This is a genomic window from uncultured Albimonas sp. (assembly GCF_963977235.1).
In the GTDB taxonomy this organism is placed as follows: domain Bacteria; phylum Pseudomonadota; class Alphaproteobacteria; order Rhodobacterales; family Rhodobacteraceae; genus Albimonas.
The window spans coordinates 311,250-330,695 of the sequence record NZ_CAXBOD010000001.1; the positions used below are offsets into that span (position 1 = coordinate 311,250).

15 protein-coding genes are annotated in these 19,446 nt (G+C 72.8%); 7 read left to right on the forward strand and 8 right to left on the reverse strand.

The annotated features are described in order from the left end of the window. The first annotated feature begins 47 nt into the window (after nucleotides 1-47). Nucleotides 48-911, forward strand: a complete 864-nt coding sequence (locus AAC134_RS01470; protein WP_339947259.1) for a VPLPA-CTERM sorting domain-containing protein — start codon at nucleotides 48-50, stop codon at nucleotides 909-911. Between the two features lie 105 nt (nucleotides 912-1,016). Here the strand turns inward: AAC134_RS01470 and rnhA are convergent, their stop codons facing one another. From rnhA to ispH, 4 genes are read right to left on the reverse strand one after another with little or no spacing between them, the layout of a single operon-like run. Further along, nucleotides 1,017-1,508, reverse strand: a complete 492-nt coding sequence (rnhA, locus tag AAC134_RS01475; protein WP_339947260.1) for a ribonuclease HI — start codon at nucleotides 1,506-1,508, stop codon at nucleotides 1,017-1,019. 2 nt (nucleotides 1,509-1,510) lie between these two features. After that, complete coding sequence (locus tag AAC134_RS01480; protein WP_339947261.1) at nucleotides 1,511-2,122, reverse strand: LysE family translocator; 612 nt, start codon at nucleotides 2,120-2,122, stop codon at nucleotides 1,511-1,513. After that, on the reverse strand, nucleotides 2,119-2,781 hold the full coding sequence (locus tag AAC134_RS01485; protein ID WP_339947262.1) for a class I SAM-dependent methyltransferase: 663 nt from the start codon (nucleotides 2,779-2,781) through the stop codon (nucleotides 2,119-2,121). The genes AAC134_RS01480 and AAC134_RS01485 overlap by 4 nt, the downstream gene beginning before the upstream one ends. After that, nucleotides 2,778-3,752: a 4-hydroxy-3-methylbut-2-enyl diphosphate reductase gene (gene ispH, locus AAC134_RS01490; protein ID WP_339947263.1), complete on the reverse strand. Its 975-nt coding sequence runs from the start codon at nucleotides 3,750-3,752 to the stop codon at nucleotides 2,778-2,780. The genes AAC134_RS01485 and ispH overlap by 4 nt, the downstream gene beginning before the upstream one ends. Nucleotides 3,753-3,957: 205 nt before the next feature. Between ispH and AAC134_RS01495 the strand changes: the two genes are divergently transcribed. The 6 genes from AAC134_RS01495 (at nucleotide 3,958) to AAC134_RS01520 (ending at nucleotide 13,888) form a co-directional block, all read left to right on the forward strand. After that, nucleotides 3,958-4,593: a glutathione S-transferase family protein gene (locus AAC134_RS01495; RefSeq protein WP_339947264.1), complete on the forward strand. Its 636-nt coding sequence runs from the start codon at nucleotides 3,958-3,960 to the stop codon at nucleotides 4,591-4,593. A 394-nt stretch (nucleotides 4,594-4,987) separates the two neighbouring features. Then, nucleotides 4,988-6,517, forward strand: coding sequence for an HlyD family efflux transporter periplasmic adaptor subunit (locus tag AAC134_RS01500; protein WP_339947265.1), 1,530 nt, complete (start codon nucleotides 4,988-4,990; stop codon nucleotides 6,515-6,517). 5 nt (nucleotides 6,518-6,522) lie between these two features. Then, nucleotides 6,523-9,738, forward strand: coding sequence for an efflux RND transporter permease subunit (locus tag AAC134_RS01505; protein WP_339947266.1), 3,216 nt, complete (start codon nucleotides 6,523-6,525; stop codon nucleotides 9,736-9,738). Between the two features lie 142 nt (nucleotides 9,739-9,880). Then, on the forward strand, nucleotides 9,881-12,466 hold the full coding sequence (locus AAC134_RS01510; protein WP_339947267.1) for an ABC transporter transmembrane domain-containing protein: 2,586 nt from the start codon (nucleotides 9,881-9,883) through the stop codon (nucleotides 12,464-12,466). Between the two features lie 33 nt (nucleotides 12,467-12,499). Then, entirely contained in the window at nucleotides 12,500-12,982 is a 483-nt protein-coding gene (locus AAC134_RS01515; RefSeq protein WP_339947268.1) for a cyclic nucleotide-binding domain-containing protein, read from the forward strand. Further along, nucleotides 12,983-13,888 carry an MBL fold metallo-hydrolase gene (locus AAC134_RS01520; RefSeq protein WP_339947269.1) on the forward strand — a complete coding sequence of 302 codons (906 nt, stop codon included), beginning with the start codon at nucleotides 12,983-12,985 and terminating at the stop codon, nucleotides 13,886-13,888. 140 nt (nucleotides 13,889-14,028) lie between these two features. Here AAC134_RS01520 and AAC134_RS01525 read toward each other — a convergent pair whose 3' ends face one another. From AAC134_RS01525 to uvrC, 4 genes are all read right to left on the reverse strand, one after another. Next, nucleotides 14,029-14,601 (reverse strand): HD domain-containing protein, encoded by a 573-nt coding sequence (locus AAC134_RS01525; RefSeq protein ID WP_339947270.1) that lies wholly within the window; start codon nucleotides 14,599-14,601, stop codon nucleotides 14,029-14,031. A gap of 236 nt (nucleotides 14,602-14,837) precedes the next feature. Further along, the gene (locus AAC134_RS01530; RefSeq protein ID WP_339947271.1) at nucleotides 14,838-16,259 is read right to left on the reverse strand and encodes a mannose-1-phosphate guanylyltransferase/mannose-6-phosphate isomerase; all 1,422 of its coding nucleotides are present in this window, start codon (nucleotides 16,257-16,259) and stop codon (nucleotides 14,838-14,840) included. 226 nt (nucleotides 16,260-16,485) lie between these two features. Then, the gene (locus tag AAC134_RS01535) at nucleotides 16,486-17,298 is read right to left on the reverse strand and encodes a hypothetical protein (protein WP_339947272.1); all 813 of its coding nucleotides are present in this window, start codon (nucleotides 17,296-17,298) and stop codon (nucleotides 16,486-16,488) included. Between the two features lie 89 nt (nucleotides 17,299-17,387). Then, nucleotides 17,388-19,361 carry an excinuclease ABC subunit UvrC gene (gene uvrC / locus AAC134_RS01540; RefSeq protein ID WP_339947273.1) on the reverse strand — a complete coding sequence of 658 codons (1,974 nt, stop codon included), beginning with the start codon at nucleotides 19,359-19,361 and terminating at the stop codon, nucleotides 17,388-17,390. Nucleotides 19,362-19,446: the final 85 nt, after the last annotated feature.

Here is a 19,446-nt window from a genome sequence, read left to right on the forward strand (position 1 = left end):
GTCCGGCGGTTCGGAGGCTGCTTCGCTTACGCGTCCAAGAGGAATGCATGATGCTCTGTTCCGTCAAGACCGCCGCCGTTTCGGCGGCGATCGCTCTCGCCATGGCCGGTCCGGCCTCGGCCTACTCGCTCACGAACGGCGAACTGTCGGTAAACCAGCTGACGAACGGCGCGATCGACGCGTTCACCTTCGGTGAGGACTTCTACAACCCCGGCACCTCGCTCAGCGACTGGGGCCTGATGGACGAGACCGGCTTCGCCAGCGCCACCACCGAAGGCGGCGTCGGGACCGGGCTGGCCTTCGGGACGCAGACCGGCGTCGACTCCACCTCGGCGACGGCCGTGGGCACGTTCAACGGCGCGTGGTCGTTCACCCGCACCTTCGTGCTCGACCCTGTCGAGCCCCTGCTGACCGTGATCCTCGAAGTCACCCGCACCGCTGCGGGCTCGGGCTCGATCACGATGTTCGAGACGGCCGATCCCGATCAGGGCGGCTCGTCCTCCACCACCAACGACGTGCTCACGCAGGGCGGCCTGACCGTGGCCCAGGCGATCGGCGACAACGGTCGGACCGCCGCGTTCGCAACCGGGGGGAGCCTGGTCGGGTTCGGCGGCTACAGCTTCGGGCTTGGCATCACCTCCGAGAGCGAGCTGGTCGGTTTCCTGTCCTCGCCCTTCGATCCGGACGGCGATTACGACGACGTCGGCTTCGCCGCGGCGCTGACGGCGACGCTGGCCCAGGGCGAGTCGGCGACCCTGACGACCTGGTGGTCGGCCGGGGAAAACGCGGCGGACGCGCTCGCGGCCCTGCCCGACATCGAGGCGTCGCCGGTTCCGGTTCCCGCCGCCGCGCCGCTGCTGGCCGGCGCGCTGGGGGCCCTTGCGCTGCTGCGCCGCCGCCGCCGCGGCTGAGGCCGCCGGCCCGCCGTTGCGTTGCAGGAGAAACGCCGCCGGAGCTTCCGGCGGCGTTTTGCGTTCCGGGGCGAGGTCGTGCGGCCGGCCTGGCGGCGCGGCCGCTCAGCGGGCGCCGGCGGGTTTGCGCGAGGGCTTGGCCCGGGCCGGCTTGAACGGGGCCATGCCGGCGCGGGCCAGCGCGTCGGCGCGCTCGTTCTCCTCGTGGCCGGCGTGGCCCTTGACCCATTTCCAGGTCACCTGATGGGCGGCCTGCGCCGCGTCGAGGCGCCGCCACAGGTCCTCGTTCTTCACCGGCGCCTTGGAGGCGGTCTTCCAGCCGTTGCGCTTCCAGCCGTGGATCCAGCCGGTCACCCCGCCCTTCACGTAGTTCGAGTCGGTCACCACCGTGATCTGCGTCGGCCGGCCCAGCGCCTCGAGCGCGGAGATCGCGGCCATCAGTTCCATGCGGTTGTTGGTGGTGTCGGCCTCGCCGCCCGAGAGCTCGCGCTCGCGAACCACTGCGCCGTCCTGCACGGCGACCAGAAGGGCGCCCCAGCCGCCGGGGCCGGGGTTCCCCGAGCAGGCGCCGTCGGTGTAGGCGAAGAACTCGGCCATGCTCAGCGCTCCGTCAGGGCGAGGCGCAGGCCGAGGCCCGCGAAACAGGCCGCAAAGGCGCGGCGCATCCAGCGCATCGCGGCCTCGGAGGCGAGGATCCAGTCGCGCGCGCGGGCCGCGAACAGGCCGTAGATCGCAAAGACCAGCGCCGTCAGGCCGGTGAACACCAGGCCTAGCACGCCCATCTGCGCGGTGGCTCCGGGGCCCGGCTGCACGAACTGGGGCAGGAAGGCCGCGAAGAAGATCGCGAGCTTGGGGTTCAGCAGGTTGATCAGCACCCCGCGGATGGCGATGCGGCGCAGGCCCCGCTCGGCCACCTCTGTCGGGGCGCAGAGGCCGCCGCCCTCCCGCCAGGTCGCCCAGGCCATCCACAGAAGGAACGCGACGCCCGCGATCTTCACGCCCTGGAACAGCACCGCCGAGGCGTGCAGCACCGCCGCCAGCCCCGCCAGCGCCGCGGCGAGATGCACCAGAACCGCCACGGTGCAGCCCGCCACCGCGGCCAGCGCCGCCATCCGCCCGCGCCCGAGCCCGCAGGACAGCGTGTAGATCGCCCCCGTGCCGGGGATCGCCACCACCACCAGCGCGGTCAGCAGGAATTCGAGCGTGATCATGCGGTCTCTCCGGCGCGGCGGGCGAAGGCGGTCAGGATCCCGGTCTCCGCGCCGTCGCGGCCGACGCTGCGGCTGGTCGAGATCTCGATCCCCGCGAAGCCGCAGGCGGACAGCAGGGCGCGCAGCCGGGTCTCGCGGATGTAGGAATAGCGGCGGCCGAGGCGGTCGCGGGACTCGCCCTCGCCCTCCTTCAGGCCGAGGAACAGCAGTCCGTGGGGCCGAAGCGCGCGGGCGACGCGCCCCAGCACCTCCGGCCAGGCGGCGAGCGGCGCGTGCAGGAGGGAGAAGCTGACCCAGGCGCCGTCGAAGGCGGCGGTCTCGTCCAGCGTCTCGAAGCGGCCGACCTCGGCCGGCACGCCGCGGGCGCGGGCCTGGGCGGCCAGCCCCGCCGAGGCGTCGATGGCGCGCACCGTGCAGCCCGCCTGCATCATCGCGGCCGCCGCATGGCCCGCGCCGCAGCCGAGGTCGAGCACCCGCGCGCCCTCGGGCAGGGCTGCGAGGAACCGGGCGAGCGTGCCGTCCTCGCCGCCGGCGAAGGGGCGGGACCAGGCGTCGTAGTCGGCCGCGTTGCCGTCGTACCAGGCCAGCGTGTCGGCGTCCCCGGTGACGGTCGGCGCGGTTGCGGCGCCGGGGGCGGGCGCCGCCTCGGCCCCGCTCACGCGGCGTCGCCCGTGGGCTGGCGCAGGATGCGGGGGGGCTTGAACTCGACCCGCTCGACGGCGGTCTCGACCAGTTCGACGGTGACGGTGTGGCGGGCGCGGAAGGCGTCGATCACCTCCTCGACCAGCACCTCGGGCGCGCTGGCGCCGGCGGTGACGCCGACCGAGGTGATCCCCGCGATCGCGCGCCAGTCGATGTCGGCGGCCCGCTGGACGAGCTGGGAATAGGCGCAGCCGGACTTCTTGCCCACCTCCACCAGCCGCTTGGAGTTCGAGGAGTTCGGCGCCCCGATCACCAGCAGCGCCTCGATCTGCGGGGCCATCGCCTTCACCGCCTCCTGGCGGTTGGTGGTGGCGTAGCAGATGTCTTCCTTGTGGGGGCCCTGGATGGCGGGGAACTTCGCCTTCAGCGCCGCCGCGATCTCGGCCGTGTCGTCGAGGCTGAGCGTCGTCTGGGTGACGTAGGCCAGCCGCTCGGGGTCGCGCGGGGCGAGGGTCGCGACGTCGGCCACCGTCTCGACCAGCAGCACCTCGCCCTCGGGAAGCTGGCCCATGGTGCCCACCGTCTCGGGGTGGCCGGCGTGGCCGATCATCACGATCTGCAGGCCCTTGGCGGCGTGGCGCTCGGCCTCGATGTGCACTTTCGAGACCAGCGGGCAGGTCGCGTCCACGAACAGCATCTGGCGGGCCGAGGCGGCCTCGGGCACCGATTTGGGCACGCCGTGGGCCGAGAACACCACGGGGCGGTCGTCGGGACACTCGTCCAGCTCCTCGACGAAGACGGCGCCCTTCTCGCGCAGCCCGTCGACGACATAGCGGTTGTGCACGATCTCATGGCGCACGTAGACGGGCGCGCCCCATTTTTCGAGCGCCATCTCGACGATCTTGATCGCCCGGTCGACGCCCGCGCAGAAGCCGCGCGGGGCGGCGAGGCGAATGGTCAGCGGGGGCAATTCGGGGGTCGGGGACATCTCGGCCTCCATCCGGCCGCGCACGTCGCGGCCCTTGGCCAAGACCTACGCGCGCGCGCCGGCGTCTTCAATGTCTTCAACCGCGCCGCTTCGTCTCCCCGACGTCTCCCCGACGCGGGGGGGAAAGCGGCGCGCGCAGTTGCGCCCGTGGGGCGCGGGCGCCACGCTTCGCGCGAACCGCCCCCAAGGGCGACGGGAGGAACACATGATCGTCATTCACCACCTGGGCGTCTCCCAGTCGGACCGCGTCGTCTGGCTGATGGAGGAGCTGGGCCTGCCCTACGAGCTTCGCTGGCACGACCGCGGGCCGGACTTCCTGGCGCCCGACAGCTACCGGGCCCTGCACCCCGCCGCCACCGCCCCGGTGATCGAGGACGGCGAGCGGGTGCTGACCGAATCCGCGGTGATCCTCGAGCATATCTGCCACCGCCACGCCGGGGGCCGCCTGACGGTGGGACCGGCGGCGGAGACCTACACCGACTACCTCTACTGGATGCATTTCAACGCCTCGATGCTGGGGGTGTATTTCACCCGCGGGGCGCTGGCCTCGGGCGCCTCGGGCACGCGGGCCGAGCGGCTGGGGACCGTCATCGCCCGGCGCGAGGCCGGCGCGATGGCCTATCTCGAGCAGACGCTGGCCGACCGGGACTGGCTGGCGGGGCCCGAGTTCACCTGCGCCGACATCATGTGCGCCTTCGGCCTGTCGCCGGGCTCGCGCTATGTGTCGATCCCGATCGAGGACACCCCGAACGCCGCCGCCTGGCTGGAGCGGATCCGCGCGCGCCCCGCCTACCAGCGCGCCCAGGCGATCGCCGGCCCCAAGGCGCCCCGCCCCGCCTGAAGGCGGTTGACTGCGCCGCCCCCCTGAGGGCGGTTGACTGCGCGGGAATACCTGAGCGCGCCGCCTGCGCCGCCCTGCCGGAGCGCGCCCGCCGGGCCGGGCCGCCCCTCGCGGTCCGGCTGATCCTGCGCGGGAAACGGCCACCCGGGCGCGCGCCCCGGGCTTGACCCGGGGCCTCCCGCCCCGCCGTCGCCGGCGCCGACGGCGGGGTCTCGCCCCGCCCTCCCGCAACGGCGCCGCGGCCCGGCAGGCGGAAAGCGCGCCTCGGGGCGACGGAACCGCCTCCCCGGCCCGTGACAGGTTGCGCCGGCCCTCGGGCTCGCTCCGCGGGGCCTGGCGCGCTAGACCTTTTCATTGCCGGGCGCGAACCGCGGCCGGACGGACGGGAGAGCCCATGCGCTTCGTGATGCGCAGCCTGACGGGACTGGTCCTCTTCGCCCTCGCGGCGGGGCTGATCGCCAACGGCGTCTGGCGGCTGAGCCTCGCCCGGCAGGAGGCCGCGGAGGCCCCCGCCCCCCGCGGCCCCTCGGCTGAGCGGGTGTTCGCGGTCGAGGTCGCCATCCCCCGCCGCCAGGACGTGGCCCCCACCCTGACCGCCTATGGCGAGATCGTCTCCGCCCGGCGCCTGGAGCTGCGCCCCGCGCTCGCCGGCCGCCTGAGCGAGCTGTCGCCCGCCTTCGTCGACGGCGGCGCGGTGCGGGCCGGCGAGCTGCTGTTCCGCCTCGACCCCGCCGACGCCGAATCCGCCCTGCGCCGGGCCGAGATCGCGCTGGCCGAGACCGAGACCGACCGCCTGGCTTCGATCCGCACCGCCGAGCTGGCCGAGATGGACCTCGAGGCCTCCGAGGAGCGGGTGCGCCTGCAGCAACAGGCGCTCGACCGCCAGCGGGGGCTGGCCGAGCGGCTGGTCGGCTCCACCGCCGCCGTCGAGACGGCCGAGCTGAACCTCGCGGTCGCCCGCCAGACCCGGATCGACGCGCAGCAGGCGCTGTCCGCGGCGCGCACGGCCTCGGAGATGAACGCCACCGCCCTGCGCCGCGCGCGGCTCGAGCTCGACGACGCCCGCCGCGCGCTGGCCGACACCGAGGTCCGCGCCCCGTTCGACGGTCTGCTCAGCGCGCCCGCCGCCGTGCTGGGCCGCCAGGTCGCGGCCAACGAGAAGCTGGGCGACCTGATCGACCCGACCCGGCTCGAGGCCGCGGTCCGCGTCTCGAACGCCGAATACGCGCGCCTGCTGGACGACGCCGGCGGCCTGCGCGAGCTGAGCGCCGAGGTTCGCCTCGAGCTGGGCGAGCTCGACGCCGCGGCGCCCGCTCGCCTGGTGCGCGCCGCCGCCGCCACCGGCGAGGCGCGCACCGGCCGCACCCTGTTCCTGCGCCTCGACGCCGCCGCCGGCGACCTGTTCCGCGAGGGCGATTTCGTCGCCGCCCAGATCCGCGAGCCGGTGCTGGAGGGCGTCGCCGTGATCCCCGCGGCCGCTTCCGACGAGGACGGCCGGGTGCTGGTGGTGGACGCCGACGACCGTCTGCGCGAGCGCCAGGTCCGCATCCTGCGCCGCACCGGCGAAACCCTGACCGTCGCCGAGGCCCCCTTCGGCGAACGCATGGTGACGATCCGCAAGCCCCAGCTCGGGGCCGGCGCCCGCGCCCGCATCGTCGCGACCGGCGAGGAGGCCCTGCGCGCCGCCGAGGCCGCCGGCCAGCCTGTGCCCGGCGGCGTCTCGAACCTCGCGGCGCCCTCGGGCGAGGAGATGCTGCTGCTCTCGCCCGAGCGGGCCGAGGCGCTGCGCGACCGCGTCCGGGCCTCCGACCTCGCCCCGGCCGAGCGCGACCGCCTGCTGGACCGTCTGCAGACCCAGCGCGCGCCCCGCGGGCTGGTCGAACGGCTGGAGGGCGAGCAGGCCCCCGCCACATCGGGCGGCTGAGGCGGATGCGCCGCGCCCCGGGCCTGTTCGGCTACTTCGTCCGCCACGGCACGGCGGCGAACCTGTTGCTGCTGGCGATGATCGTGGCGGGGCTGGGCGCGGTGCAGAACCTGCGCACGCAGTTCATGCCCGACATCGTGATCAACAACGTCTACGTGAACGTCAAATGGCCCGGCGCCGGGCCCGAGCAGGTCGACCGCAACATCGTCCAGGTCCTGCAGCCGGCGCTGAGCGAGGTCGAGGGCCTGGACGAGATCTCGGCCAAGGCGCGCGAGGGCCGCGCCGGCATCACCCTGAGCTTCGAGCCGGGTTACGACCTGTTCGCGGCCGCCGAGGCGGTCTCGGCCGCCGTCACCTCGGCCGGCCCGCTGCCGGAGGGGACCGAGACCCCCACCGTCGAGCGTCATGCCTGGACCTTCCCGATCACCGACGTGGTCTTTCACGGGCTTGTCGACGCGGACCTTCTGGTCCGCCTCGCCGACGAATACGCCGAGCGCCTGCGCGCGCAGGGCCTGACGCGGGTCAACGTCCGCGGGGTCTCCCACGACCACATCCGCATCGAGGCCTCCGAGCCGCTGCTGATGCGCCACGACGTGACGCTGGCCGAAATCTCCTCGGCCGTCTCGGCCGCCGCCGCCGCCAGCCCCGGCGGCGCCACCCCCGGCGGGGCCCGCATCTCGACCGGGCAGGAGACCCGCAGCCGCGAGGCGCTGGGCGACGTGGTGGTGCGCACCGGCGCCGACGGCCAGAAGCTGCGGGTGCGCGACGTCGCCGCCATCGTCGACGACGGCCCCCGCCGCGGCGAGCGCTACTACGTGCAGGGCGAGCCCGCCGCGATGATCCGCGTCAGCCGCGGCGAAAGCGGCGACACCCTGCGCCAGTTCGCCATCGTCGAGCGGGTGGCCGAGGAGATGCGCCCGACCCTTCCCGCCGGCGTCGAGATCGCCTTCGTCAACACACTGGCCAACAGCATCGAGGATCGGCTGGCGCTGCTGCTCGACAACGCGCTGTTCGGCCTGGCGCTGGTGGTGGGGGTGCTGTTCCTGTTCCTCAACGCCCGCACCGCCTTCTGGGTCGCGGCCGGCATCCCGACCGCCTTGCTCGCGGCCGCCGCCGTGATGTGGGCGATCGGCGTCTCGATCAACATGGTCTCGCTGTTCGGGCTGATCCTGACGCTGGGCATGGTGGTGGACGACGCCATCGTGGTGGGCGAGCACGCCGACCACCTGGCGCGCCGCCGGGGCCTGTCGCCCGTCGCCGCGGCGGAAACCGCGGCCCGCCGCATGGCCGCGCCAGTGTTCTCGGCCGCCGTCACCACGCTGCTGGCGTTTTCTGGGATGCTGGCGCTGGGCGGGCGCTTCGGGCGGATGGTCGAGGACATCCCCGTGGTGGTGTGCGTCGTGCTCGCCGCCAGCCTGGCCGAGTGCTTCCTGGTCCTGCCCCACCACATGCGCCACGCCATCGCCGGCGGTCGCCGCCGGCGCTGGTACGACCGCCCCTCGGAATGGGTGAACCGGGGCTTCGAGCGGTTCGTCGACGGGGCGGTCCGCCCGCTGGTGCGCTGGATGATGATCCTGCGCTACCCGCTGCTTGGCCTCTCGGTCATGCTGCTGCTGCTCTCGGTCGAGCGGCTGGTCAGCGGAGAGCTGCAGTGGCGCTTCTGGAACGCGCCCGAGCAGGGCCAGATCACCGCCAACATCGCCATGCTGGCCGGCGCCGAGCGCGAGGACACGCTGGCCCAGGTCGCCCTCGTCGATCAGGCCCTGCAGGAGACCGCGGCCGAGTACGAGGCCAGGCACGGGCTCAACCCGATCCGTTTCGCCTTCTCGCGCATCGGCGCCGGCGCGGCCCGCGGCCTCTCGGTCCAGGACGAGAAGGAGCCCTGGCAGCTTGGCTCGGTCGAGGCCGAGCTGATCGACGCGGACCTGCGGCCGTATTCCTCCTCCGACTTCAACGCGGCGGTGCAGGCGCGGCTGCAGCGTCACCCGATGGCCGAGGTGGTGGCCTTCCGCTTCATGCGCTCGGGGCCCGGGGGGGACGCGGTTTCTATCGAGCTGACCGGGGCCGACCCCCAGGTCCTCAAGCAGGCGTCGGGCGACATCCAGGCGGCGCTGTCGACCTATCCGGAGGTCTCGGCGCTCGAGGACTCGCTGGCCTACGACAAGACCGAGCTGGTGCTGACCCTGACCCCGCTGGGCGAGGCGCTGGGCTTCACCACCGACGCGCTGGGGGCCGAGCTGCGCCGCCGCCTGACCGGCGTCACCGCGGCCGAGTTCGCGGTCGAGGGGCGCGAGGCCTCGATCACCGTGGCCCTGGCCCGCGACGAGGTGGCGGCCGATTTCCTCGCCCGCAGCCGGGTGCGGACCGAGGCCGGCGACTGGGTCCCGATCTCGGAGGTGGTCGAGGTGTCGGCCTCTCCGGGGTTCTCGCTGATCCGGCGGGTGGACGGGGTGGTCTCGGTCACCGTCTCGGGCGACATCGACCAGTCCGACGCCGCCCGCGCCCAGGCCATCGAGGACGACCTGCGCGAGCGCATCCTGCCGCTGGTCGCCGCCCGCCACGACGTGCGCTGGTCGCTCTCGGGCCTCGCCGAGCAGGAGACGCGGTTCCTGGCCGAGGCCGAATACGGCTTCCTTGTCGCGATGATCGCCATCTACCTGGTTCTGGCCTGGGTCTTCGCCTCCTGGATGCGGCCGCTGGCGGTGATCGCGGTTGTGCCCTTCGGCCTGATCGGGGTGGTCTGGGGGCACCTTTGGATGGGGCTGCCGCTGACCCTGTTCTCGGTGGTGGGGATGATCGGGATGAGCGGGATCATCATCAACGACTCGATCGTGCTGGTCACCACCATCGACGAATACAGCCGCAAGCGCGCCCTGCGCCCGGCGGTGATCGACGCCGTCTGCGACCGCCTGCGCCCGGTGATGCTGACCACGCTGACCACCGTCGTGGGCCTCGCGCCCCTGCTGACCGAGACCTCGCAGGAGGCGCAGTTCCTCAAGCCGACCGTCGTCTCGTTGTGCTTCGGCCTGGGGGCGGGGTTCTTCCTGGTGCTGCTGGTGACGCCGGCGCTGGTGAGCCTGCAGCGCGACGTGCGCGCGACGCTGGTCTCGGCCCGCCGCATGGCGCGGCTGGGTCTGGATGCGGCGACCGGGCGGCGGCGGCGCGTGGGGCTGGGCGGACGCCGGGGGGCGCCGGCCGGGCGGGGCGGGCGGGTCGCCTGAGGGCGCCTGCGGCCCGAGCCCGCGCCGCGCCCGATGCGCCGCGCGTCAAACCCCCTTCAAAAAGCGTCACGTATCGGGGACACTGCCGCGTCGCGCCGCGCAGAACGACGGCTTGCGGCGAACCGAGGGACACGCGCCGAGCATGGCCGAGAAGATGACGCGCTTCGTCTGGCGGCACTCCGCCCGCGACCAGCTCGTGCTGCTGTTCTTCACGGTGCTGACCTTTCCGATCATCTGGATCACCCTCGAGCTTCCCAAGACCATCATCAACGAGGCGATCTCGGGCGACGAGTTTCCCCAGACCTTCCTGGGAGTCCCGCTCGAACAGACGCCCTACCTGGTGGCGTTGTGCCTGGCCTACCTGCTGGCGATCTCGATCAACAACGGGGTCAAGTACGCCCAGAACGTGCAGCGCGGAATCCTGGGCGAGCGGATGCTGCGCCGGATGCGCTTCGACCTCTATCGCCGGGTGATGGGCCGGCCGCTGTCGCGGCTCAAGAGCACCTCGCCGGGCGAACTGGTGCAGATGATCTCGGCCGAGCTGGCGCCCATCGGGGATTTCGTCGGCGCGATCATCTCGACCCCGGTCTCCCAGGGCGGCAGCTTCCTGGTCTACCTCGCCTTCATCATCGTCCAGAACCCGCTGATCGGGGCGGCGGCGCTGGTGCTCTACCCGGTGCAGGCCTGGCTGGTGCCCAAGCTGCAGGCCAGGGTCATCGCGATGATCCGGGTGCGGCTCGCCAACATCCGCGCCATGGCCCGCGAGATCGACGAGAGCATCGACGGCGCCACCGAGATCCGCGCGCTCCGCGCCCGGCGCTGGCACATGGCGATCGTTTCCCGCCAGCTCTACGACAACTACGTGATCCGGCGGCGGATCTTCCTGCTGAAGAACCTGATCAAGTTCGTGAACAACGTCGCGAACCACCTGACGCCGTTCTTCATCTTCCTGATCGGCGGCTGGTTCGTGATCCACGGCCAGCTCGACGTCGGCGCGCTGACCGCGGTGCTGATCGCCTACAAGGACCTCGCCGCGCCGTGGAAGGAGCTGCTGCGCTTCTACCAGGACTATTCGGACATGACCGCGCGCTACAACTCGGTGATGGAGAACTTCTCCGAGGACGGCGAGCCTGCGCCCCTGCTCGACCAGGCCCCCGTCGGCCCGCACGCGCTGGCGCTGAGCCAGGCGCCGGTCGAGGGGTTCTCCTCCCCGGTCGACGCGCATGCGCCCCACGGCGCCGCGACCTCGGTGCTGGGCGAGGACGCGGTGGCGCGCGCCTCGCTGCTGCAGGCGCTCTCGGGGCTGGTGGACGGGCACAGCAAGGACCACTGGACCGCGGGCACCGCGATCCTCTACCGCACCGCCGCCTACGTGCCCTCCGACCCGCGGGTCTTCGCCGGCTCGATGCGCGACAACCTGGTCCACGGCCTGCTGTTCCGTCCCGTCGGCGCGGGGGACGATCCTGAGCATGAGCTGCGCCGCCGCGAGGCCGAGATCACCGGCGCCCCGGTCGACGACATCTCCGACCAGTGGATCGACCCGGTCGAGGCCGGCTATGCGGACGCCGCCGCGGTCGAGGACCGCATCCAGCACCTGGTGCATGTGCTGGGCCTCGAGGACGATCTCTACGCCATCGGGCTGCTCTCGCGCATCGACCCCGCCGAGGCGCCGGAGCTTGCCGCCCGCCTCGTCGACCTGCGCCGCGCCATCGCCGCCTCGGAGGAGCTGGGCGAGATGCGCGAGGACTTCATCGATCACTGGCAGGTCGAGCGCTACAACACCAACGCCACGGTGGGCGAGAACCTGTTCTTCGCCCTCCCCCTCGATCCCGCGCTGCGCTGGTCGGACATGGCCGAGGACCGCGCCGTCCTGCGCGCGCTGGACGAGGCCGGGGTGCGCTCGATGCTGGTCGAGATCGGTCTCGACCTGTGCGAGACGCTGCTGTCGCTGTTCGAGGGGGTGGCCGGGGACTCGGACCTGTTCAAGCGCTACGGGCTGTTCCCCCGCTCGGAGACCGCGACGATCGAGGGGATCCTGCGCATCGGCCGCCAGCGCGGGGCCGAGAAGCTGAACCGCGCCTCCCAGGCGCGGATGATCGCGATCGCCTTCTCCTACAGCTCGGCCCGCTATCGCCTGGGCGTGATGCGCGGGGCCGAGCGGGTCGAGGCGCTGCTTGCCGCGCGGCCCCGGCTGATGGAGTTCGCCGCCCGCGACCCGCGCTTCGCCCCCTTCGACGCCGAGGATTTCCACCCCGCCTTCACCATGGCCGAGAACATCTTCTTCGGCCCCGTGAAGCTCGAGCGGCGCGACAGCTGGGCGCCGTTCCGCGACCGCGTCGACGCGCTGGTCGACGAGCTGGGCCTGCGCGAGCTGGTGCTGCGCGCCGGCCTCGCCCAGCCGCTGGGCGAGGCGGGGACCACGCTCAACGCCCTGCAGCGGCGCAAGATGGGGCTGGCGCGGGCGCTGATGAAGAATCCGGGCGCGCTGGTGCTCGACGGCATCGCCGCCGGCGAGGCCGAGGCCGACCGCGCCCTGCGCGCCCTGCTGCGCGCGGAGCTGGGCGAGGGGGCGCTGGTCTACGGAACCGATCGCGAGGCGGCCGCCCTGGCCGCCGACCATGTGATCCGCATCGACCGCCAGGGGCGGGTGAGCGAGGAAGAGGGCGCGGGCGACGACCAGCGCGACGCACCGCCTGCAGTTGACGGGGCTGACGATGGCGGCAGATAGTGTCGGGAAATGGCGGCTAGGGGAGGGCGCCGGGTGAAGTTCGAAGCCGAGGTGAACGCCCTGCAGCGCACCCCCATGTTCCAGGGGGTCGATCCCTCGCGCCTGAGGCTGCTGGCCTTCATGGGCGAGGACCGCACCTTCAAGGACGGCGAGATGGTGGTCCGCCAGGGCGACAGTTCCGACAGCGCCTACCTGATCCTGTCGGGTCGGGCGGACGTGATCGTCGAATTCGGCGGCAGTTCCTCGACCGTCGCCCAGCTGGGAGAGTCGGAGGTGTTCGGCGAGATGGCGATGCTGTGCGAGACGCCGCGCACCGCCACGGTGCAGGCCCGCGGCGAGCTGCGCACCCTGCTGTTCGAGCGCGAGGGCATGCTGCGCCTGCTGCGCGAGTTTCCCGAGATGGCGATCGAGATGTCCCGCTCGCTGGCCCAGCGGCTGGAGCGCACGACCGTCGAACTGGCGCGCCTTCGCGCCCAGGCGGCCGCGCCCGCCGCGCCCGCCGGCAACGGCGGCTGAGTGGCGAGCGCCGCGACAGCGCCCGAGGACGGGCCCGCCGCGGGGGGCGTGCGTCTGACGATCTGGGGGGCGGGCGGCTCGGCGCCGACCGGCCGCGCCGGCCGCGCGCGATTCGGCGGCGACACCGTCTGTTTCGAGATCCGTCGCGAGGCGCCCGGCGCGCCCCCGCTGATCGTCGACCTGGGCAGCGCCGCGCGCGACCTCGGCCGCCGCCTGAAGACCGAGGCGCTCGAGAGCGGCCGGCCGACCGAGGCCGAGATCCTGCTCTCGCATCTCCATCTCGACCACATCATGGGCGCGCCGTTCTTCGCGCCGTTCTACGATCCGGCCTCGCGCATCCGCATCCGCTGCGGGGTCTCGGCGGACCCCGCGTTCGCGCGCGACACGCTGATGGCCTTCGCCGGCCCGCCGATCTTCCCGATCCAGCCGATCCACCTCAGCGAGCCCGCCTGGGACGTGTTCCGCCCCGGCGAGAGTTTCGAGGCCGCGGGGTTTCAGGTGACTCCGGTGGCGCTGTCCCACCCCGGCGGCTGCTGCGGATTCCGCATCGAGACGGGCGAGGGCGCGATCTGCGTGATCGGCGACCATGAGCACGGCGACCCCGCGATCGACGCCGGCGTCGCCGCCGCGGTCGAGGGGGCGGCGGTGATGCTCTATGACGCCGCCTACGACGACGCCGACTATGAGCGTCACCGCGGCTGGGGCCACTCCACCTGGTCGGTGGGCGGCGCCCTGGCCGAGGCGGCGGGCGTGGGCCTGACCCTGTTCCACCACCATCCGCCCGAGCTTGACGACGACGCCCTCGACGCGCGCGAGGCCGCCGCCCGCGCCGTCCATCCGCGCGCGCGCCTCGCCCGCCAGGGCATGTCGCTGCGCCTGACCGCCGGGCGCGCCGAGGTCCTCTGACGCGCCTGATCGTTGGCGCGACGGCGCTGCGGGACGTTCGGCGTCCGCGGCCGGCCCTTGGGTTGGCGGGCGCCTGCGCCCGTGCCCGTGCCCGTGCCCGAGGCCGCCGCGGCGCCGTCCGCGTCCGGCGCGCCCGCGTCCTACATCCGCGCCCGCGTCGCCCGGTCGGCCGCCTCGCGGATCGCGCGCAGCAGCGGGTGGGCGTCGGTGCGCTCGGTCCCGTAGGCGAGGTTGAAGGCGTAGTCGAAATCCGCGGGGTTCGCCCCGGCGGCGTGCTGGAGGATCGTCTCGAGCTTGTCGAAGCCCTTGGCGAGGCGGGCCTCGGGGGTGGCGGCGGCGGCGTATTCCTCCCACAGGTCCAGCATCTGCGCGCGCAGGTCCTCGGGCAGGGGGGCGCAGAGGGTCTGCATGTCCGCGCGCTCGCGGGCCTCGCGGCCGTCGTCGGCGCGCTGGGCGGTGGCCGGCACGTCGCCCGAGATCGCCTCGCCCAGGTCGTGGACCAGCGCCAGCTTGAGCAGCCGCTCGAGGTCCACGCCCGGCAAGTCGCGGGCGAAGAGCGCGATCATCAGGGCCAGGCGCCAGGAGTGTTCGGCCGTGCTTTCGGGCCGTCCGCCGGAGGTGAAGCCGGAGCGCAGGGTGTGTTTCAGCCGCTCGGCGCCCTGCAGGAAGGCGAGGATGCCGGCGAGGCGGTCGGGGTCGATCGGGTGGGTCATGGCGCCGACGATGGCGCCGGGCGGGGCGCTGGGGAAGGGGGCGCATGGCTCATTGGGCGCCGCGCCGCGCCCCGTCGCCCCCATCCGGCCGGGGGCTCCCGCCCACCCACCCCGCCCCCGCCCGGACGGGGGCGACGGGGCGCTGTCGAGGGCGAAGCGAAACCGCCCCCGCGGGGGGGCGGGGGCGGATGACGGCATGCGTGTCCGGGCAGGGCCTGTCCGGGGCGCGCCGGGGGTCAGGCGCGGGCGTAGACGTCCTCGTAGCGGATGATGTCGTCCTCGCCGAGATAGGCGCCCGACTGGACCTCGATCAGGAACATCGGGACCTTGCCGGGGTTCTCCATGCGGTGAACGGCCCCGAGCGGGATGTAGACCGACTGGTTCTCGCTCAGCAGCTTCACCTCGTCGTCCACGGTCACCTTGGCGGTGCCTTCGACCACCACCCAGTGCTCGGAGCGGTGGACGTGCGACTGCAGCGACAGCTGCGCGCCGGGGTAGACCATGATCCGCTTCACCTGGAAGCGGCGGCCGAGCGACAGGGTCTCGTACCAGCCCCAGGGGCGGTGGAAGCGGGGGAAGTCCTCGGCCTGGCCCTTGTTCTGGGTCTTGAGGGCGGCGACCGCCTCCTTCACCCGCTGGGCCTGGCGGATGTCGGCCACCACCACCGCGTCCTGCATCGCCACCGCGACCACGTTCTCGAGCCCGATGCCGACCAGCTGCACGCCGTCGGAATCCGTCCGCAGGTAGGTGTTGGCGCAGTCGATCGCCGTCGCTCCGCCGGTGGTGGCGACGCCCTGGGCGTCCGGCCCGCTCTCGCGCCACACGGTCTCCCACGAGCCGAGGTCGTTCCAGCCGCCGTCGAAGGGCACCACCGAGAGGTTGGGCGCCTTCTCCATCACCGCGTAGTCGATCGAGATCTCGTCGGCGTCCTCGTACTGGGCCTCGCCCAGGCGGAAGAAGCACAGGTCCTCGCGGCCCGCCTCGACCGCGGCGCGCACCGGGGCCATCAGCTGGGGGGCGTGCTCGGCGAAGGCGGCCAGGATGGTGCGGACCGAGAACAGGAAGATCCCCGCGTTCCACAGGAAGCGGCCGGTGGCGAGCATCTCGGCGGCCTTGTCGGCGGTCGGCTTCTCGACAAAGCAGGTCAGGGGCAGGGCGGCGGTTCCCGCGGGCGCCTGGGGCAGCTCGAGGTAGCCGTAGCCGGTCTCGGGCCGGTCGGGGGTGATGCCGAAGGTGACGATCTGGCCGGCCTCGGCGGCCTGGGCGCCCACCTCGACCGCGGCGCGGAAGGCCTCGCCGTCGCGGATCACGTGGTCCGAGGGGGCCACCAGCATCAGCGCGTCAGGCTCGCCCTCGAGCGCGATGGCCGCCGCAAGCACGGCGGGGGCGGTGTTGCGCAGCGCCGGCTCGATCAGGATCTTGGAGGCGTCGCCCCCTATCTCGCCCAGCTGCTGGGTGGCGATGAAGCGGAATTCGGCGTTGGTGAGCAGCACCGGCGGCGCGTAGCCGGGGCCCGACAGGCGGCTCACGGTCTGCTGGAACAGCGAGGTCTCGCCCATCAGGGCCGAGAACTGCTTCGGATAGCTCTTGCGCGAGAGCGGCCACAGGCGCGTGCCCGAGCCGCCGCACAGGATGACCGGGTAGATCTTGCGGGTCATGTCGACGTAAGCCTCCGAAGGCAGGTTTTTCCACACACACGAGGGTCCCCGCGCGCCCGTCCCACCGGGTGCGCAGGGACCTTGATAGCGGGTCCCGCCTGATGGTCAAAGTTTCGGGAGCGATGCGCGGCGGTTGGGCGCGGGCGGGGCCCGCGAAAGCCGCAGGTCCCGGCGCGCGGGATCGGCGCAACCGGGCCGGTCGGGGCAGGACGTTGCGCCGCCGGCGTCAGGCGATCAGGAAGTCCGCGCCGTCGATATCGGAGGCGGCCGTGTCCTCGAGCGTGAAGCGGGTCTTCTCGGTGCGCAGGATCGTGTCGTCGCCGCGCTGCTTGATGTCGAGCAGACGCCAGCCGCGGGACGAGACCGAGATCAGGTCCACCCCGTCCTCGAAATCCGTGACGTCGCTGCGCCCGGAGGCGCGGCCCATCACGAAGACGTCGGCGCCGCGGCCGCCGGTCATCTGGTCGTGCCCGCCGGCGTTCAGCAGCCGGTCCGCGCCCCGCCCGCCGAAGATCAGGTCGTCGCCCTGGCCCCCACCCAGGTGGTCGGCGCCGCCCTTGCCGCGGACGACGTCGTCCCCGTCTTCGCCCGACAGTCGGTCGCGGCGGCCCGAGCCGACGACCCGGTCGTCGCCGCTCAACAGGTAATGAGCCGGGTCGTCGAGCAGTTCGATCACCGCGTCGCCCGGCGTCTCGATCGAGAGACCTGTGATCGCCAGTCGGCCGACCTGCGCAGCCACGACCGTGCCCTGCGGCGTCCAGTCCGCGCCGATCTCGGCCTCGGCGATGTCGAAGGTTCCGGTCAGCTCCAGCGGCTCGGTGCGCAGGCGGTAACGGCCGGGCTCGCCCGCGGCGTAGGCCTCGAAGGCGCGCAGGATCAGCGTGTCGTAGAGCAGCCGCGTGTCGCTCGCCTCGACGAGGCTGCGCTGTTGGGCCAGCGCCTCGAGCAGATCAGGGTCCGGGTCGTCCGCACGGCGCAGACGCACGGTCTCGCGAACCGGATAGTCTTCGGGAAACCCCTTGATGCGTGCGATGGCCATGGCTTGTTTCCCCCCGGAGACTTCAATCCTGGTGACCATCCGTGCCGGCTCCCGCCGGGTCAATGACTTCGGCCACCGGCGCCGCTACGTCATCCTTCCGGGTGGAAATGCGCCCAGACGGTCTCGGCCAGCGCCTCGGAGACGCCCTCGACCGCCTTCAGGTCCTCGATCCCGGCACGCCCCACTGCCTTGGCGCTTCCGAAATGCGCCAGCAGGGCGCGTTTGCGGGCCGGGCCGACGCCGGCGATCTCGTCCAGCGGGTTGGCGGAGACGGCCTTGGAGCGTTTGGCGCGGTGGGTGCCGATGGCGAAGCGGTGGGCCTCGTCGCGCAGGCGCTGGATGAAGTAGAGGGTTGGCGAGCGGTGGGGGAGGGCGAAAGGCGGGCGGCCGGGGGCGTGGAAGATCTCCTTGCCCGCGTCGCGGTCCTCGCCCTTGGCGACGCCGAAGAGGGCGATGTCCTCGAGGCCGAGCTCGGTCATCACCCCGTGGGTGGCGGAGACCTGGCCCTGGCCGCCGTCGATCAGGAGGAGGTCCGGCCACAGGCCCTTGTCGCGGTCGGGGTCCTCCTTGAGCAGGCGGGCGAAGCGGCGGTCCAGGACCTCGCGCATCATCGCGAAGTCGTCGCCGGCGGCGCCCTCGCGCTTGATGTTGAATTTTCGATACTGGGACTTCTCGAAGCCCTCGGGGCCGGCCACGATCATCGCGCCGACCGCGTGCGCGCCCTGGATGTGGGAGTTGTCGTAGACCTCCACGCGCCGGGGGGGCGCATCCAGGCCGAAGCTCTCGGCCAGGCTCTCGAGCAGCTGGGTCTGGGCGGAGCTCTCGGCCAGCTTGCGGGCGAGGGATTCCTTCGCGTTCTTCAGGGCGTGCTCGACCAGCATCCGCTTCTCGCCCCGCTGGGGGACAGAGACGCGCACCGCGCGGCCGCGGCGGGTGGTCAGCGCCTCCATCAAAAGCTCGGGGTCCTCGACCGGGGCGGAGAGGAGCACGCGCTTGGCGGGCTCCTTGGTCGAGTAGAACTGGACGAGGAAGCTTTCCAGGATCTCGGCGGGCTCGGCGCCCGAGCCGGTGCGGGGGTAGTAGGCGCGGTTGCCCCAGTTCTGGTGCGCGCGGAAGAAGAACACCTGCACGCAGGCCTGGCCGCCCTCCATGTGGAGGGCGACGACGTCGGCCTCGTCGACGGTCTCGGGGTTGATGCCCTGCACGGCCTGCACCTGGGTCAGGGCGCGGATGCGGTCGCGGAGCGCCGCGGCGCGCTCGAACTCCATCTCGGCGCTGGCCTCTTGCATCTCGACGGCGAGCTTCTTCTGCACGTCGGTGCTCTCGCCCTTGAGGAAGCGCGAGGCGTCGGAGACGGTCTGGGCGTAGGCCTCTTCCGAGATCCGGCCCACGCAGGGGCCCGAGCAGCGCTTGATCTGGAACAGGAGGCAGGGGCGGGTCCGGCTCTCGAACACGCTGTCGGTGCAGGTGCGCAGCTGGAAGGCCTTCTGAAGCTGGTTGAGCGTGCGGTTCACCGCGCCGGCGGAGGCGAAGGGGCCGAAGTACCTGCCCGGCTCGCGTCGGGCGCCGCGGTGCTTGCGGATCTGGGGATAGGGGTGGGCGTCGCCGATCAGCACGTTGGGGAACGACTTGTCGTCGCGCAGCAGCACGTTGAAGCGGGGCTTGAGCTGCTTGATCAGGTTCTGCTCGAGCAGCAGGGCGTCGGTCTCGGAGTTCGTGGTCAGGAACATCATCGAGGCCGTGGCCTGGATCATCCGCGCGATGCGGGCGGTGTGGCCGGTGGGGCGGGCGTAGCTCGCCACCCGCTTCTTCAGGCTGCGCGCCTTGCCGACATAGAGGACGTTCTGCGCGGCATCGAGCATCCGGTAGACCCCGGGCGCGTCGGGCAGGTGACGGAGCTCTGCGCGGATCACCTCCGAGCCGGTTTTCGCGGCGCCCGATTTCTGGGCGCCCCCGGTCTGGGAGGCGCGGACCGACCCCTCCGCCGGGTCGATCCCGTCGGGTTCCGTGGCGTCCCGTCCGTGTTCGGGAGACGGGGCGGCGTCAGGGGGCGGCTTGTTCATGAGTCGCGCATGGGGCTAGTCCAGCGATCTGCGGGGCGCAAGCGGGAATGCATGCACCGATCCTGTGGATAAGTGTGTGGGCATC